Below are 15,387 nucleotides of genomic sequence, written 5' to 3' on the forward strand. Positions count from 1 at the left end.
CCAGGTTGGCAATCAGCAACTCCACATATTGCGGATCGAGGTGGCTGCCGCTTACTTCGCGCAGGTAGCTGACCACGCGCTCGAGGGGCCAGGCGTCCTTGTAGCAGCCACGTAGGTCGGATTAGCGGCGCAGCCGCGTAATCCGACGTACGCATGCTAATCCGGGAAACGCTGATTCAACGCAAGCGCCTCATCCAGGTTGGCAATCAGCAATTCCACATATTGCGGGTCGAGGTGGCTGCCGCTCACTTCGCGCAGGTAGCTGACCACGCGCTCCAGGGGCCAGGCGTCCTTGTAGCAGCGCTTGTGCATGAGGGCGTCGAAGACGTCGGCGACGGCGGCGATGCGCGCGTATTTATGGATGTTTTCACCGACCAGGCCTTGCGGGTAGCCGCTGCCGTCGTACTTTTCATGGTGCTGGTGGGCGATCACGGCGGCCGCCTTCAGCAGCGGGCGCTGCGAGCCGTCGAGGATGGACATGCCCACCGTCGGGTGCTGCTTCATGATTTCCCATTCGGCCGCGTCGAGCTTGCCCGGTTTCAGCAGCACGGCGTCGGGCGTGGAAATCTTGCCGATGTCGTGCATGGGCGCCGCGTGGCGCAGCACCATGGTTTCCTCGTCCGACATGCCGGACGCCTGCGCCAGCAGCTGGCACACTTCGGCCATGCGCCGCACGTGGTTGCCGCCTTCGTGCGAGCGCGATTCGACCACGTCGCCCAGGCGCAGGATCAGTTCGGCCTGGGTATCGGTGATTTCCTGCGTCAGCAGGATGTTGTCGAAGGCGATCGCCACGCCCGAGCAGAACACTTCCAGCAATTGCGCGTCGAGGTCGGAAATTTCTTCCACCCCTTTCAAGACGAGCAGGGACGCCTTGCCGCTGCTGTTGGGAAAGTAGCCGACATAGGTGTCGCCATGCAGGCGAGAAATCTTGTTGCTCTTGGCATCGTCGAGCTGCGACAGCAGGGAAGGGCTGAGCATGCCGCCATCGGCGTCCAGGTCGCCGATCTGCGCGAGGATTTCATAATCCTGTTCGCCGGAAATGGCGCTGGCGCCGCGCAGGCGCAGCAGCATGCTCGTTTCCAGGCGCAGCAGGGCCACCACCTGCTGCAGCAGGCCGCTGGCGAAGTCGCGCAGGTTGCGCTGCTTGAAGATGTGCGCCGAGGCGGCGATGACGCGCTCGAGGCCTTCGCGGTAGTGCAGCTGGGCCAGGCGCGCCTCTTCCACCTTCATGATGTCGCGGTAGGCGCGCAGGGCGGCAAAGGTGGTGGTAAACAGCTTGGTGCGGTCGAGTTCCGTCTTTTCCTTGTAGTCGTTGATGTCGTAGTTGACGATCACGCGCTCTTCCGGGGCCTGGCCCGGCTGGCCGGTGCGCAGCACGATGCGCGTGAACTGGTTGCCCAGGTCTTCGCGCATCCAGCGCGCCACTTCCAGGCCGCTGTCTTCGCGCTCCATCACCACGTCGAGGAAGACGAGGGCGATGCCGTCCTCGCGCGCCAGCACCTGCTTGGCTTCGGCGCCGCTGTACGCATGCACGAAGCTGAGGGCGCGGCCTTCCAGGCGGAAACGGCTGAGTGTCAGTTCGGTGATGTCATGGATGTCGGGTTCATCATCGACGAGCAGGACTTTCCAGGGAGGTAACTTGGGCGATGCTGAAGACAAAAATGACATAAGGGCGAGTTCCGCTAAAAGGCATAACTGACGCAATGCTGAGACGCCCGCGCCAGGATTTCCTGTGCGCCATGACCGGCGTTGCGCGTTTTTCGGGCGCATTTTGTCGATTGTAGACTGACAGCTAAGTATTAACAACAAGCAAGAATAATTGATCCAATTCATGCAACACGAATATCAAAATGACACTTTAAATCCGTGGCGCTGACACTATCTATACTTTATCGCTTAGGCAACTATATTTTCAAGACAATACTTCGTTTTAATTAATATTGCCAATAAATCTGAAAAAATATGTTATAGCTGAAGCCAGATCTTGTTTTTTGATAAATAAGGTAACAAGGTATGAATTTTATGCAGAGGGAGGCGAGGCGGTTATATATTGAAGGAATAGAGACAGGGCCTGCGGGCCACCACCATTTATTGAAAGGGATGAACATGCAAAAGAAAATGACGTGTGCCTTAATCGCGGGCGTTGCCCTGCTTGCCGGTAGTGCGGCATGGGCGGGAACCGAGGTAAATTTCAAGCAACCCGAGAAATTTACCGATTTGCCATATGAGCAGCGCGACCGTGAAAGCGCCTTGAAGGAGCTGGCGGAACATTTCGATAAACTGGGCAAGTCGCTCAAGCCAGGCCAGAACCTGAAAATCGACGTCAATGACCTGGACCTCGCCGGGCGTGAAAATCCTGCCATGCGCAGCACCCAGGATATCCGCATCATGAATGGCCGCACGGATTGGCCAGGCATGCGCCTGCATTATGTGCTGGAAGAGGATGGCAAGGTCATCAGCAGTGGCGACGCGGCCCTGTCCGACATGGCGTACATGACGCGCATTAATCCGTACTCCACGGGTGACAAGCTGCGCTACGAAAAATTGATGATAGACGACTGGTTCGTCAAGACATTTGGCGCCAAGGCCAAGGCCAAGGCCGGCAAGTAAGCGCAGCAAAGGGCGAGCATGGCCGCACAGGCCACTCGCCTGGAGCAGTGTGTATTGCGCTACGGAAATTTCCACTTCGGGTTATATTGGACTGCGATGCAGCCATGGCGTTCAGCGCAGCGCTTGCCTGTCTATGAGACTTTCTGAAAGGAATGGATATGCGTATTTCCAACGCGACGAAAACCTGGGTGGCCGCATTGGCATTGCTTGCCAGCAGCGGCGCCTGGGCGGGAGTGCAGGTGCACTTCGACAAGCCGGACAATTACACGGACGTGCCGTTCAGCACGCGCGACCGCGATGACGTGCTTGCCGGGCTGGCCGAGCATTTCCAGTTCCTGGGCAAGAGTTTGCGGCCTGGGCAGGAACTCAGGATCGAGATCACCGACGTCGACCTGGCTGGCCATGAAGACCTGTCGCGGCGTGGCGCTTCCGACCTGCGCATCATGAATGGCCGCACGGACTGGCCGCGCCTGCGCCTGCGCTATGCGCTCGAGCAAAATGGCAAGGTGATCGCCAGCGGCAACGCGTATTTGTCCGATATGTCGTATTTGCAGCGCATCAACCGCTATTCCAGCGGCGACTCCCTGCGCTATGAAAAGCAGATGATCGACGACTGGTTCAAGAACACCTTCGACATCAAGCCGCAGGGACGCAGCAAGCCCGTCATGACCTTGCAGCAGCGCGAAGTGCAGCGCCGCTAGTCAACGCAGATACGCCTGTTCGATGCGCCCCAGCTGGCCATTGTGCCGCAGCGCCAGCAGGGCGGCATTCATCTGCGCGATGAAATCGGCCTTGTAGGCCGGCGTGTTGCGCGCGCTGTAGGCGATATAGGTGGCTTCGGACGACAGTTCCAGCACCTCGCGCAAGGCAAAGCCGTGGCGGGCCAGCTCGCCGCGCAGCCGCCGCGCCGTATGCCGCGCCGCGCCGCGGTCGCTGGCGTAGCAATCGATGCGTCCCAGCGCGAGTTTCTTCAGGTTTGCCTCGTTGCCCTTGGCCGCTTCCAGGCGCAGCAGTCCCTGGCGCGCGGGCGCCATCAATTTTTCCGACAGCAGGAAACCGGCGTTGACGCCGATCGTCAGGCCGGCAAAGTCGGCGGGGAAATGCGTGCGCGGCGTGCGCATGACGGCGTCGCGGCAGAACAGCACCACCGATTCGCGGTACAGCATGGCCGAGTAAGGCTGCACATACGGCCGCTCCGTCTTGCGGCCAGGCGGAAACAGGCCGAAGACCTGGCCCTTTTCCAGCGCATCGAGGCCCCGTTTCCACGGACGCGGCTGCAGTTCCAGCCGGTAGCCCGGCATCCTGCCCGCCGCCTGGCGCAGGATATCGACATACATGCCCTTGAAGACGCCGTTCTCCACGTAGCTGTAGGGCGCGTAGTCATCGTCGCCATACAGGATCACGGTTGGCGGCGCGCCCATCGCGCCCGGCACGGCGCCCAACAACGCCACGCTGAGGCACAGTCCTGCCCGTATCGGTACTCGCATGCCGCTCCAGAATTAATTATCTTCCTGGCAAGTATACAGCATGGCGAGCGAATTAATCGATCCAGTTCACTTGTGGAAACTTGCTGCCGAAATCTTCCGCCATGGGCACGACCTGGCTGAGCTTATAGTTGAAGAATACAAAACCGGACTTGGCCATCGCGATCAGGGTGTTGTCGCGCGGGCGCGTGATGCGGAACGTGATGTCGCCGCCATATTTGTTGAAATCCATGACGCCCACTTCGAACAGCAGCTGGTCGCGCGCATGGGCTTCGGCGCGGTAGGTGGTGGCCAGGTCGGTGACGATGATGCCGGTGCCGTCCGCTTCGATGTCGCGCACGCCATATTCGAACAGGAAGCGCGCGCGTGCCTCGGAAATCATGGAAATCATGGAATCGTTGCCGAGATGGTTGCCGGCATTGATGTCCGTCGTGCGCACCGTCAGTTGCGAGGAATAGCAGTATTGGTCTTCAGGAAATTCAAGTTTCAAACGGGCCATGGTGTTCTCTTGAGCTGGTGCGCGGAGCGCGGCGAAAAAAAGCCAATTCTAGCCGGTTCCCCGCGTCCCGTCGAAAAACACCGCCTCAGGCGTGTGCCGCCAGTACGGCTGGCACACGCTTATTTCGGACGCTTACTGGCGTACGATCCGGTACACCGTGCCCGTGGCGCTCAGCATGTACAGCTCGTTTTGCGCATCCTGGCCGAAGGACATGATATTGCCCACGTTGGCGATGCCCCAGTCCTTCACGGCCGACGCGGCGCCATTGCTGTAGCCGAAACTTTTCAGCCAGCCGCTGCAATAGTCGGAATACAGGTATTGCCCCGCCAGTTCCGGCAAGGCCGCGCCCCGGTACACATAGCCGCCCGTGATCGAGCAGCCGCCCGCGCTGTCATGGCCGTATTCGACGGCGGGCAGCACCAGCCCCGCCTGGTTGCAGCTGCTGCTGTTGTAGCACTGCGTGCCTTCCATGATGTTCCAGCCATAGTTGTTGCCGGCCTGGCCCACGGCGCGTACATTGATTTCCTCGCGGCTGGACTGGCCCACGTCGGCGATGTACAGCAGTTGGGCCGGCACGTCGAACGCATAGCGCCACGGGTTGCGCAAGCCATAGGCCCAGATTTCGCCGCGCCCGCCCGCCGTGCCGGCAAACGGGTTGCCGGCGGGAATGGCGTAAGGCTGGGCTACGCTGCTGGCGCTGACGTCCAGGCGCAACAATTTGCCCAGCAGCACGTTGGTGTTTTGCGCGTTGCCGGGCGGGTCGCCCGCGCTGCCGCCATCGCCCGTGCCCGCATACAGGTAGCCGTCCGGACCAAAGCTGAGCAGGCCGCCATAGTGGTTGCCGAACGTGGGGTGGGCAATGGTGAGGATGGTCAGCGCGGACAGGGGATCGGCCACGTTGGCGTTGCCCACCGACACTTGCCGCCGTTCGATGACGATATCGCCGGCCAGGTTGCTGTAATACAGGAAGAAATAGCCATTGCTCGCGTATTGCGGATGGAAGGCCAGCGACAGCAGGCCCCGCTCGCCGCTGGTGGTGGTCAGGGTGCTGATGTCGAGGAAGGGTGTCGCCAGCAGGCTGCCGTTTTGCACCACGCGGACGCGCCCGGCGCGCTCGAGGATGAATAATCGGCTGTCGCCGGGCGGCGCCGTGAGGAAGATGGGCGCGCTCAAGCCGGACACGACCTCCTGCAGGCGCAGGGCCAGCGGTGCGGTCGCCGCATACGCGACGCTGGCCCTGGCCGTGGCGCCGGCGCTCACCTGCACTTGCTGGGTCACCGGCGTGGGCGTCAGGCTGCCCGTGCCCTGAACCACGCTGGCGGCGACCAGCGTATAGGCGCCGGGTGCCAGGCCGTCGAGGGTGCCGGAAAGCGTCAGTGTCTTGCTGTAGCCGCCAGGGCCGCCGACCGTGACGGCGCCCGCCACGCCGGCCGGCAAGCCGCCGATGCTGACGCTCAGGCTGCCGGTGCCGGCGGCCGGCGCAGGGTGGCCACCGCCGCCGCCACACGATGCCAGCAGGGCCAGGCAGCAGGCCAGCAGCAGGGCCAGCCAGGTAGGGGAATGTCGGCAACGTGGATGGCGCATGTCAGTCTCCTGCGGCAAGGACGGAATGGCGGAGCGGGCCGGTACGGCGCATGAAGCATGGCTTGTGCCTAGAATGCGCGTTTTTGTGCCGGCAAGATTGAGCTTGCGCAAGCTTACTCCGCGTGGCCGCCGCGCTTCCGTGCGCTGCTGCACCGTGCGGCGCCATCGGACAAATGCGCCGCGTTTTCAGACAAGCGCGGCGTCGCCTGCACCGCGGCGTCCACGCGGGCCCGATAATGGCGCATCTGAAACCGAGCAGGAACACATCACATGAAAACGAAAGCCGCGATTGCCTGGAAGGCGGGCGCCCCCCTCACCATCGAAGAAGTCGACCTGGCCGGCCCGCGCGCCGGCGAAGTGCTGGTTGAGCTGAAAGCCACGGGCATTTGCCATACCGATTACTACACCCTGTCCGGCGCCGATCCGGAAGGCCTGTTCCCCGCCATCCTCGGCCATGAAGGCGCCGGCATCGTCGTCGACGTGGGACCGGGCGTGACGACCCTGAAAAAGGACGACCACGTCATCCCCCTGTACACGCCGGAATGCCGCCAGTGCAAGTTCTGCCTGTCGCAAAAGACGAACCTGTGCCAGGCCATCCGCTCGACCCAGGGCCGCGGCCTGATGCCGGACGCCACCTCGCGCTTCTCCATCGACGGCCAGCCGCTGTTCCACTACATGGGCACCTCGACGTTTTCCAACTACATCGTCGTGCCGGAAATCGCCCTGGCGAAGATCCGCGAGGACGCGCCGTTCGACAAGGTCTGCTACATCGGCTGCGGCGTGACGACGGGCGTGGGCGCCGTGCTGTTCTCGGCCAAGGTCGAGGCGGGCGCCAATGTGGTCGTGTTCGGCCTGGGCGGCATCGGCCTGAACGTGATCCAGGCGGCGAAGATGGTCGGCGCGGACAAGATCATCGGCGTCGACATCAACCCGGCGCGCCAGGCCATCGCGCGCAAGTTCGGCATGACGCACTTTATCAATCCGAACGAAGTGGAGAATGTCGTCGACGCCATCGTGCAGCTGACGGACGGCGGCGCCGACTATTCGTTCGAATGCGTGGGCAACACGACCCTGATGCGCCAGGCGCTCGAGTGCACGCACAAGGGCTGGGGCAAGTCCTTCATCATCGGCGTGGCGGCGGCCGGCCAGGAAATTTCCACGCGGCCATTCCAGCTGGTGACGGGACGCGAATGGCGCGGCTCGGCCTTCGGCGGCGCGCGCGGCCGCACGGACGTGCCGAAGATCGTCGACTGGTATATGGAAGGCAAGCTCAATATCGACGACCTGATCACGCACCGCCTGAAGCTCGAGGATATCAACCAGGGCTTCGACCTGATGAAGAGCGGCGAATCGATCCGTTCGGTCGTCCTGTATTAAGCGTGCTGGGCTGAGCTGACTGTACTCATTGCGCAACACTTGACGGACGGGGCAGGGCGGCAGGCTGTACTTCGCTGCCTGCCCCTGCTAGTGTGAAGGCATCCGCCTTGCTTTGGGAGCCGTTCATGTTTGCCACTGCCTACCTCGCCACTTTGCGCCGCATGCTGCCCGTCTTCCTCGGCGCGGCCCTGTCTTCCCTGCTGGCCCTATGGTGGAGCAAGGCCGCCATCCTCGCCACGCCCGCCATCTGGCTGGCGCTGCTGGCCACGTATCTGCTGTGCGCGCTGCTGTTTACGCCGCTGGCCCGGCAGAACCGCCAACTGGCGACGCGCCACGTACGTCACGGCAAGCCGCGCTGATTCTTCCTCCGGCTAGCGCGCCGTGCTGGAAAAGCGTTCGCGATAGTCGCTCGGCGTGATGGCAAGTTTCTTTTGAAACAGGCGGCGCAGCCTGTCCTCGCTGTGCAAGCCCGCCTGCACGGCCACCTGTTTTAAGGAGGACACATTGTCTTCCAGCAAGCGGCGCGCCACTTCGAAGCGGGCCGTTTCAATGAATGCCGTGGGGCTGGTGCCCGTTTCGCGCTGGAACACGCGCGTGAAATTGCGCTCGCTCATGGCCAGCCTGGCCGCCAGCAGCGGCACGTTCAACTCCTCGCCCAGGTGTTCCATGATCCAGCCCTGCAGCTGGCGTATCGTGGGATGCGTCGTCATCTGGCTCGACAGGTGCACGGAAAACTGCGACTGGCCGCCGGGCCGCTTCAGATACACCACCAGGTCGCGCGCCACTTCCAGCGCGATATCGCGGCTGAAATCGTCTTCCACGAGGGCCAGCGCCAGGTCGATGCCGGCCGTCACGCCGGCCGACGTCCAAATGCGGCCTTCCCGCACGAAAATCGCATCGGCATTGACCTGTATCAAAGGATAGCGTTGGCGCAGGCTGTCCACGGCGCTCCAGTGGGTGGCGGCGCTCTTGCCGTCGAGTACGCCTGCTTCGGCCAGGAAAAAGCAGCCCGTGCACAGGGCGGCCAGGGTGCCGATGCGCGGCGCCGCCTCGGCTACCCATTCGGCGATGGCGGGGATGTCGTGCAACACTTGTTCGACATGGTGGCAGCCGACGATGACGGCCAGGTCGGGCAGGCGGTGCGCGTCGAGCGCCTTGCTCGCGTGCAGCGACATCAAGGTGTCCGATGCAACCGGGCCGATGGCCGTCGAGGCGATGCGCACGTCGTAGCCGCCGGGCAGCTTGCGCAGGCGCAAATGGGTATTGACGTAGTCAAACACCTTCATGGCGCCGATGGCTTCGAGCGCCTTGAAGCCCGGATAGACGATGATATCGACCGTGCGCAGGGGAAATTCTTTGGGACTTTGCTTGATCATGCGATATGCGCGAGGGTGAAAAATACTGCCATAATGCAACAACAGCGATGGCGTAGATTAGCATGGAACAATCGACGCGGCGGCTGGCTTCCCACTCATCAGATTTCTGGATATCGTGCGCGCATACACTTTCCTTGCCGGTTTGTTCTTCCTGCTATGGACCGGCCTGGTCCAGGCGGCCACCCTGAGTTTCAATGGCAACGCCGTCGGCGGCTGCACCCTGGCCGGCATGCAATACACGTGCGCCGCCTTGCCGCTGGGCGATACGGACGTCGTCGTCATCGCCAGCGCGTATGGCGTGACGGTCAACAGTTCGCTGACGATGAAGTACAACCAGGGCTTGACGATGAGCGGCAGCGCCGCGCTGACGGTCAAGGGCAACCTCGACATCAAGGATATCAACCCGCCCAACCTGAAGGTGACGGGCGGCAACCTGACGGCCGAGGGCGGCACCTTCAGCATGGGGGCGCAGGAGCAGACCCTCAGCGCCAGCATCGCCGCCACCACCATCAAGATGGGCTCGAATAACGTCAAGGTGACGGGCAGCATCAGCGCCAAGGGCCTGGTCGAGATCGCCTCGGGCTCCGTCATCAACGGGCCCATCAGCGGCGCCATGGTGAATATCCTGGCCGCCAGCAGCCGCATCCAGGGCGATATCACGGCCACGACGTCGATCACCATCGGCTCCGGCAGCCAGGTGACGGGCGACCTGACGGCGCCGAATATCGACTTGAAGGCGTCGGGCTTGCTCGTCACGGGCGACGTCAAGGCCAGCAATACGCTGACGATCGCCTCGGGCAATGGCATCAAGGGCGACGTGGAGGGCGGCAACGTCACCCTGGATGCGTCGAACGCGTATATCACGGGCAACGCCGTGGTCGACCACATCACCCTGGGCTGGCAAGGCCGGGTGCAGCAAACCATCACCTGCAAGGCGTACACGCCGTCCAATCCGTGCAGCTGCGTGACGAATAACAGCGGCTGGGGCTTCAATGAGCCGCAGGGACCGAAATGCGGCCCCAGCACGCAGGCCGGGCCGCACCATTTCCAGATCACGCATCCGCCCGCGGCGCTGACCTGCGCGCCGGCGCCCGTGACCGTCACGGCTTGCGCCGATGCCGCCTGCAGCAGCGTCTACACGGGCGCGGCGCAAGTGACCCTGACGCCGGGCGGCGCGACGGCGCAGATCAACGGCAGCTTGCCGGCCACGGGCATGGCCGTTTCCAGCGTGGCGCAGACGACGGCGGCCGGCAACGTGGCCCTGGGCCTGAGCAGCACGCCGGCCACGACGGGTGCGCTGGTGTGCAAGAGCAGCGTCGACAACAGCTTGACGAATTGCCAGATGGCATTTGTGACGAGCGCGCTGCAGGTCAGCGGCGCGCCCCGCTATGCGGAGCAGGAGGGCCGCATCGCCATCAGCGCCCTGCAGGCGTCGGCGTCGAACCCGCGCGCCTGCGTGCCGCTGTTCGCCAGCCAGACCAAGACGCTGCAGCTGCGCTGCACCTATGCCAACCCGACCACGGGCACCCTGCCGGCGCGCATACAGAACAAGGATAATGTGTACGTGCCGCTGGGCGCCAATGCGGGCAGCGCCTGCAGCGCGGCCGGCGCCGCCGTGCAGCTGGCATTCGACGCCGATGGCCAGGCCACGCCGAACCTGCTGTACGCCGATGCGGGCGCGCTGGGCCTGACGGCCACCTATGCCTCGACCAGCGGCAGCGACAGCGGCCTGACGATGACGGGCACCGGCACGGTCATCGTCGGACCGAAAGCCTTCGCCTTCAGCGCCATCGCCACGCCGCAGCGCGCCGGCATGACCGTGCTGCCGGTGGCGCCCGCGACCAGCATCAGCGTCTCGGCCCTGAACGCGGCGGGCGCGGTGACGCGCAACTTCGGCCGCGAAACGCTGGCGCAAACGGTGGAGCTGGGGCGCACCATCGTCGCCCCCGTGTTCCCCGGTTTCAGCGATCCCGCCGTGGCGGGCAGCCTGACGTTTAACAATAACAATGGCGTCGGCACGGCCGCTAACCTGAGCTGGCCGGAAGTGGGCCAGATACGCTTCACGGCCAGCCTGGCCACCTACCTGGGCGCCGCGGCGCCGCAGCTGCCGGCGACGGGCAGCAGCGCCGATGTGCTCTATATTCCCCACCACTACAAGACGGAAATCATCGTGCCCGGCGAGACGGACTTGCCGCCCACGGCCGTCTTTGCCGCGCCCTGCACGGCGGCCATGAAATGCCTGGTCGGCGTGCCGCCCGCGGGCGTGTCGGCGTATTCGGGGCAGGCCTTCGGCTTGCGCGTGACGGCGCAGAACCAGGCCAATGCGAGCACGCTCAATTTTGACGGCCGCGACACGAGTTACATGACGGCCGTGCAGGTGCAGGGCTGGGATGCGGCGAAGGGCGAGCAGCTGTTTCCGCCTGGCACGCCGGGCGCCAGCCGGCTTACCGATGGCAGCAATGCGCAAACCACCGTCACCAGCATCGCGGCCACGAAATTCACCTTGGGCGTGGCCCGGTCCGCGCTGGCCTACCGCTTTCCCGGCGCCAGCGGCGTGCCGGTGATGGTGGCGCCCACCGACGTGCTGTTGCGCGCCAGCAGCACCAACGGCGGCGCCAGCGTCAGTTCGGCGCCGGCGGCGGCCGGCTCGGAAGGCGTGCTGACCGTGCTGTCGGGGCGTTTGATGGTGCCGCATGGTTATGGTTCGGAACGCTATCCCGTACGCCTGCCCGTGCAAGCCCAGTACTGGGACGGCAAGACCTGGGCCATCAACCTGTCCGACAGCGGCAGCAAGTTTACCCAGGCCCAGGTGTTGCTGGCCAATTGCAAGAAAACCCTCGATTGCGCCGCCTTGCAAGTGGAAGGCGGTACTTATACCGTCAACAAGGGCGAGCTGCCGAAGAATAAGCTGCTGACCATCCAGGCGCCCGGAGCGGGCAAGGTCGGCAGCGTCGAGGTGTCCGTGCCCGGCATGGTTTATCTGCCCAGCACGGTGGGCATCGTCGTCTTTGGCGTCTTCAAGTCCGGTCCCGTGATTTACCTGCGCGAAATGTATTGAGGCGTAGCGTGGTATTGAGGCAGATCGTGCGCATGGGACGGCCCGGGGCAGAAAGCGGGAAAAACCAGTAACATGCCTGGCTGTGGCATTCCCGCTCACCTTCCCTCATTCAGACAGGAGTTTCCATGAGTACAACTTCGCAGTGGATCGACATCGCCGGCCCGGACGGCACCTTCCAGGCTTACCTGGCCGTGCCGCACGTCGGCAAGGGGCCGGCCATCATCCTGTTGCAGGAAATCTTTGGCGTCAACGAGCACATCCGCGCCGTGGCCGACCAGTACGCGGCCGATGGCTATGTGGTGCTGGTGCCCGACCTGTTCTGGCGCGCCGGCGCGCACATCGAGCTGGGCTATGACGCGGCGGGCTGGAAGCGCGCCGTCGAACTGATGCAGGCGACCGACAACGAGCACGCCGTGGGCGATATCGCCGCCACCGTCGCCGCCCTGCGCGCGCGTCCGGAAGTGACGGGCAAGCTGGCCTCGGTCGGCTACTGCTTCGGCGGCCGGCTGTCGTTCCAGGCCGCCGCGGCGGGCCTGGTCGACGTCGCCATCGCGTATTACGGCGGCGGCATCCAGAACAAGCTGGACCTGGCTGAGCGGATCAAGGTGCCGCTGCTGATGCATTTCGGCGGCCAGGACAGCCATATCCCGATGGACGCCGTGCAAAAGATCGCCGAGCGCTTCGAAGACCGGCAAGACGTGGAAATCCATATCTATCCGGGCGCCGAGCATGGTTTCAACTGCACCCACCGCGACAGCTACCAGCAGCGCGCCGCCGCCCTGGCGCATGGCAATTCCTTGATTTTCCTCGCGGAAAACCTGTAAGACTGCCGCACCAGGCCGGCCGGCTGCCCACGTCCATGTCGATACGCGCCCAGCAGCGAAGCCGCATGGGCGCTAAAATAGCGGCTGTGCCGGGCAACTCCGGCCGGCCGGGCGCCACGCCCGGCAAACCTGGATGAGGAACCGAATTAAAGATGGCCCAAGTAATTGTTTCTGTAACATTGGCGGCAAGCGCCGAACGCGTGTGGGATTTTATCGGCGGCTTCCAGTCGCTGGCTGAATGGTCGAGCTCGATCAAGACCAGCCTGTCCGAACATGGCGGCCGCGTGCGCCGCCTGAAGACCACGGACGGCGCCGTCATCGCCGAACGCCTGCAAAGCTACAGCGAGGCGGACAAGAGCTATAGCTACACCATCGTCTCGGGCCCGATCCCCGTCAAGAATTACCGTTCCACCCTGCGCGTCACGGGCGAGCCGGGCGCGGATGTGTGCGTGGCGGAGTGGTCGGGCGAGTTCGACGCGGCCGAAGGCGTGGAAGAGGTCATGGTGGGCGCCTTCCAGCATCTGTACGAGACGGCGTTCGTCGACCTGAAACGCATCATGGCGATCTAGAGCGCCTGACAAACAGTCCATGGCGTTGTTGCGTTGCCTTGCCGTACATGCGTACTGTCTTCGGCAACACGCCTGGCCCTGAACATTTTGTCTCGCACGCTTAAAAAAAACACCGGCACAGGCCGGTGTTTTTTTATTTCAGGACCCCTTAGCGCTTCACCTTGCCAAACGCCTCGCCCTTGTTCCATGTAGGCAAGTTCTTCTCATTCGCCACTTCATAGCCGAGATTCAGGGTGAATTGCGCCTGCTGCACCATGCCCGACAGATCCCACGACGGCTTGTACTCGTCCGTGACCTGGTGGTAATCCTTCTTGAACGCGACGAGGCGCTCGCTGGATTCCTTCGGCTGCCGGACGAAGTCGAACGAACCGTCGCCGGAAAACACGGCCGAGCCCACGTTGAAGGCGGGCACGCCGGCCTTGGCGAACGCGAAGTGGTCGGCCCGGTAAAAGGCGCCGGACAGGTCGGGAATGGTCGGCGCCAGGCGCAAGCCCATGCGCTTGGCCACCTTGCCGGCGCTCGCGTACAGGCTGCTGCGCTCGGCGCCGGCCACGCCGATGTCATGCGTCTTGCCGACGAAGTTCATGCTGTCCAGGTTCAGGTCGGCGGCCGTCTTGGCCAGCGGCCACAGCGGATTGCGCGTGTAGGCCGTGCTGCCCAGCATGCCCGTTTCCTCGCCGGCCGGCCACAGGAAGATCTGCGTGCGGCGCGCCGGCTGGTTCACGGCCACTTGCGCCATCGCCAGCAGGGCAGCCGCGCCCGAGGCGTTGTCGATGGCGCCGTTGTAGATATGGTCGCTCTGGCCGGCGCGGACGCTGCCTGCATCATCCTTGCCCAGATGGTCCCAGTGCGCCGAGTAAATCACGGCTTCGTCCTTCAGCTTCGGGTCGGTGCCGGGCACGATGCCGGCCACGTTGAATTGTTCGATGCTGCGGATCTGGCTGTCGAGCCGGACTTTCACCGTGGCGTCCAGCGCCACGGGGCGGAAGTCGCGCGTTTCGGCCTGCGCGCGCAGGGCGTCCAGGTCTTGCCCGGCTTGCTGGAACAGGGCGCGCGCCATGTCTTCCTGCAGCCAGCCTTCCATGGCGTTGCCCGCGCCAGCCAGGCTGAAGCGTTCATGGCCGAAACCGTTGGCCGGCACCGACCACGGATACGACGCGGACGCCGTCGTGTGGATCAGCAGCACGCCGGCGGCGCCCTGGCGCAGCGCTTCCTCGTACTTGTAGACCCAGCGGCCGTAATAGGTCAGCGACTTGCCGGCAAAGCGCTGCGGCTCGGCGGCGGTCGGCTGCGGGTCGTTGACCATCATGACGACGAGCTTGCCCTTCAGGTCGACGCCCTTGAAATCGTCCCAGCGTTCCTCGGGCGCGCGGATGCCGTAACCGGCAAACACGACGGGTGCGTCGAACGCGACCTTTTCCTGGCCGTTGGCGGCGCCAAAGACGATGTCCTTGCCGAAGGCGGGAGACAAGGTCTTGCCGCCCGCGCTGAAGGTCACTGTGCTCGATGGCAAGGCCTTGCTGCCGACGATGGTCAGCGCCTGGCGGTAGGTGCCGTCCTGCAAGGGCTGCAAGCCGATCACGGCCGCCTGCGTTTCCAGGTAGCGCACGGCCAGGTCGCCGCCGCGCTGGCCCGTGCCGCGTCCTTCCAGTAAATCGTCGGCCAGGAAGGACAGATGGGCGCGCAGCGGCGCTTCGGCGACGAGCGGTTGGGCGAGGGCAGCCGTGCCGAGCAGGCTGGCGGCGAGGACAAAGGTGGAACGCATGACAACTCCAAAAGTGAATACGGGAAAGCAAAGCAGCGGCAATCTTACTCTATCGCCATGGCCGGGACCGTGCCTGGCGCCGTGTTCGCCATGAGTGTTGCAGTCTGGAATTTACGTAGCCGCCGTATTGTTATATATCGTTCAATATTGGTAAAAGCACGCGCCAATTGCGTGCGGATCGCCGATGTTTCCGGGTTTTTTCGGCCGATATGCCGCAAAAAACGGCGTTCTGCGGCCTCCA

At 63.7% G+C, this 15,387-nt stretch carries 13 protein-coding genes; 7 read left to right on the forward strand and 6 right to left on the reverse strand.

From position 1 onward, the window contains the following. Positions 1 to 156 precede the first annotated feature (156 nt). Positions 157 to 1,668, reverse strand: a complete 1,512-nt coding sequence (locus AC1RDJ_RS24330) for a DUF3369 domain-containing protein (protein WP_071325523.1) — start codon at positions 1,666 to 1,668, stop codon at positions 157 to 159. Positions 1,669 to 2,013: 345 nt separating this feature from the next. Here AC1RDJ_RS24330 and AC1RDJ_RS24335 point away from each other — a divergent pair, with 345 nt between their 5' ends. Continuing rightward, positions 2,014 to 2,610 (forward strand): DUF3016 domain-containing protein, encoded by a 597-nt coding sequence (locus AC1RDJ_RS24335; protein WP_493028965.1) that lies wholly within the window; start codon positions 2,014 to 2,016, stop codon positions 2,608 to 2,610. 158 nt (positions 2,611 to 2,768) lie between these two features. Next, positions 2,769 to 3,311, forward strand: a complete 543-nt coding sequence (locus tag AC1RDJ_RS24340) for a DUF3016 domain-containing protein (protein WP_071326730.1) — start codon at positions 2,769 to 2,771, stop codon at positions 3,309 to 3,311. On the opposite strand, the gene AC1RDJ_RS24345 is transcribed toward AC1RDJ_RS24340, so the two are convergent. The 3 genes from AC1RDJ_RS24345 to AC1RDJ_RS24355 all read right to left on the reverse strand — a co-directional run bounded on the left by AC1RDJ_RS24345 (position 3,312) and on the right by AC1RDJ_RS24355 (position 6,177). Next, complete coding sequence (locus tag AC1RDJ_RS24345; RefSeq protein WP_071325522.1) at positions 3,312 to 4,097, reverse strand: substrate-binding periplasmic protein; 786 nt, start codon at positions 4,095 to 4,097, stop codon at positions 3,312 to 3,314. It abuts the gene before it with no gap. Between the two features lie 52 nt (positions 4,098 to 4,149). Beyond that, positions 4,150 to 4,593: a thioesterase family protein gene (locus tag AC1RDJ_RS24350; protein ID WP_034784316.1), complete on the reverse strand. Its 444-nt coding sequence runs from the start codon at positions 4,591 to 4,593 to the stop codon at positions 4,150 to 4,152. A gap of 132 nt (positions 4,594 to 4,725) precedes the next feature. Next, entirely contained in the window at positions 4,726 to 6,177 is a 1,452-nt protein-coding gene (locus AC1RDJ_RS24355) for a PQQ-dependent sugar dehydrogenase (protein ID WP_493028966.1), read from the reverse strand. 270 nt (positions 6,178 to 6,447) lie between these two features. On the opposite strand from AC1RDJ_RS24355, the gene AC1RDJ_RS24360 reads away from it, so the two are divergent. After that, entirely contained in the window at positions 6,448 to 7,554 is a 1,107-nt protein-coding gene (locus AC1RDJ_RS24360; protein ID WP_289887415.1) for an S-(hydroxymethyl)glutathione dehydrogenase/class III alcohol dehydrogenase, read from the forward strand. Between the two features lie 125 nt (positions 7,555 to 7,679). Beyond that, positions 7,680 to 7,913: a hypothetical protein gene (locus tag AC1RDJ_RS24365; protein ID WP_071325519.1), complete on the forward strand. Its 234-nt coding sequence runs from the start codon at positions 7,680 to 7,682 to the stop codon at positions 7,911 to 7,913. Positions 7,914 to 7,925: 12 nt separating this feature from the next. Here AC1RDJ_RS24365 and AC1RDJ_RS24370 read toward each other — a convergent pair whose 3' ends face one another. Beyond that, complete coding sequence (locus AC1RDJ_RS24370; RefSeq protein WP_071325518.1) at positions 7,926 to 8,930, reverse strand: GlxA family transcriptional regulator; 1,005 nt, start codon at positions 8,928 to 8,930, stop codon at positions 7,926 to 7,928. A 115-nt stretch (positions 8,931 to 9,045) separates the two neighbouring features. Between AC1RDJ_RS24370 and AC1RDJ_RS24375 the strand changes: the two genes are divergently transcribed. The 3 genes from AC1RDJ_RS24375 to AC1RDJ_RS24385 all read left to right on the forward strand — a co-directional run bounded on the left by AC1RDJ_RS24375 (position 9,046) and on the right by AC1RDJ_RS24385 (position 13,381). Further along, a complete protein-coding gene (locus AC1RDJ_RS24375) occupies positions 9,046 to 11,988 on the forward strand; it encodes a DUF6701 domain-containing protein (protein ID WP_493028967.1) in 2,943 nt (980 codons plus the stop codon). A gap of 125 nt (positions 11,989 to 12,113) precedes the next feature. Next, positions 12,114 to 12,812: a dienelactone hydrolase family protein gene (locus AC1RDJ_RS24380; protein WP_071325516.1), complete on the forward strand. Its 699-nt coding sequence runs from the start codon at positions 12,114 to 12,116 to the stop codon at positions 12,810 to 12,812. Positions 12,813 to 12,964: 152 nt separating this feature from the next. Continuing rightward, complete coding sequence (locus AC1RDJ_RS24385; protein WP_071325515.1) at positions 12,965 to 13,381, forward strand: SRPBCC family protein; 417 nt, start codon at positions 12,965 to 12,967, stop codon at positions 13,379 to 13,381. A gap of 148 nt (positions 13,382 to 13,529) precedes the next feature. On the opposite strand, the gene AC1RDJ_RS24390 is transcribed toward AC1RDJ_RS24385, so the two are convergent. Then, positions 13,530 to 15,146: a M28 family peptidase gene (locus AC1RDJ_RS24390; protein WP_071325514.1), complete on the reverse strand. Its 1,617-nt coding sequence runs from the start codon at positions 15,144 to 15,146 to the stop codon at positions 13,530 to 13,532. Positions 15,147 to 15,387: the final 241 nt, after the last annotated feature.

The organism is Janthinobacterium sp. GW822-FHT07H10 (assembly GCF_058798675.1).

What these genes read in the sequence shown, in the direction of transcription:
- AC1RDJ_RS24330 (WP_071325523.1), bottom strand. Translation starts at nt 1,668, where the DNA reads ATGTCATTTTTGTCTTCAGCATCGCCCAAGTTACCTCCCTGGAAAGTC.
- AC1RDJ_RS24335 (WP_493028965.1), top strand. Translation starts at nt 2,014, where the DNA reads ATGAATTTTATGCAGAGGGAGGCGAGGCGGTTATATATTGAAGGAATA.
- AC1RDJ_RS24340 (WP_071326730.1), top strand. Translation starts at nt 2,769, where the DNA reads ATGCGTATTTCCAACGCGACGAAAACCTGGGTGGCCGCATTGGCATTG.
- AC1RDJ_RS24345 (WP_071325522.1), bottom strand. Translation starts at nt 4,097, where the DNA reads ATGCGAGTACCGATACGGGCAGGACTGTGCCTCAGCGTGGCGTTGTTG.
- AC1RDJ_RS24350 (WP_034784316.1), bottom strand. Translation starts at nt 4,593, where the DNA reads ATGGCCCGTTTGAAACTTGAATTTCCTGAAGACCAATACTGCTATTCC.
- AC1RDJ_RS24355 (WP_493028966.1), bottom strand. Translation starts at nt 6,177, where the DNA reads ATGCGCCATCCACGTTGCCGACATTCCCCTACCTGGCTGGCCCTGCTG.
- AC1RDJ_RS24360 (WP_289887415.1), top strand. Translation starts at nt 6,448, where the DNA reads ATGAAAACGAAAGCCGCGATTGCCTGGAAGGCGGGCGCCCCCCTCACC.
- AC1RDJ_RS24365 (WP_071325519.1), top strand. Translation starts at nt 7,680, where the DNA reads ATGTTTGCCACTGCCTACCTCGCCACTTTGCGCCGCATGCTGCCCGTC.
- AC1RDJ_RS24370 (WP_071325518.1), bottom strand. Translation starts at nt 8,930, where the DNA reads ATGATCAAGCAAAGTCCCAAAGAATTTCCCCTGCGCACGGTCGATATC.
- AC1RDJ_RS24380 (WP_071325516.1), top strand. Translation starts at nt 12,114, where the DNA reads ATGAGTACAACTTCGCAGTGGATCGACATCGCCGGCCCGGACGGCACC.
- AC1RDJ_RS24385 (WP_071325515.1), top strand. Translation starts at nt 12,965, where the DNA reads ATGGCCCAAGTAATTGTTTCTGTAACATTGGCGGCAAGCGCCGAACGC.
- AC1RDJ_RS24390 (WP_071325514.1), bottom strand. Translation starts at nt 15,146, where the DNA reads ATGCGTTCCACCTTTGTCCTCGCCGCCAGCCTGCTCGGCACGGCTGCC.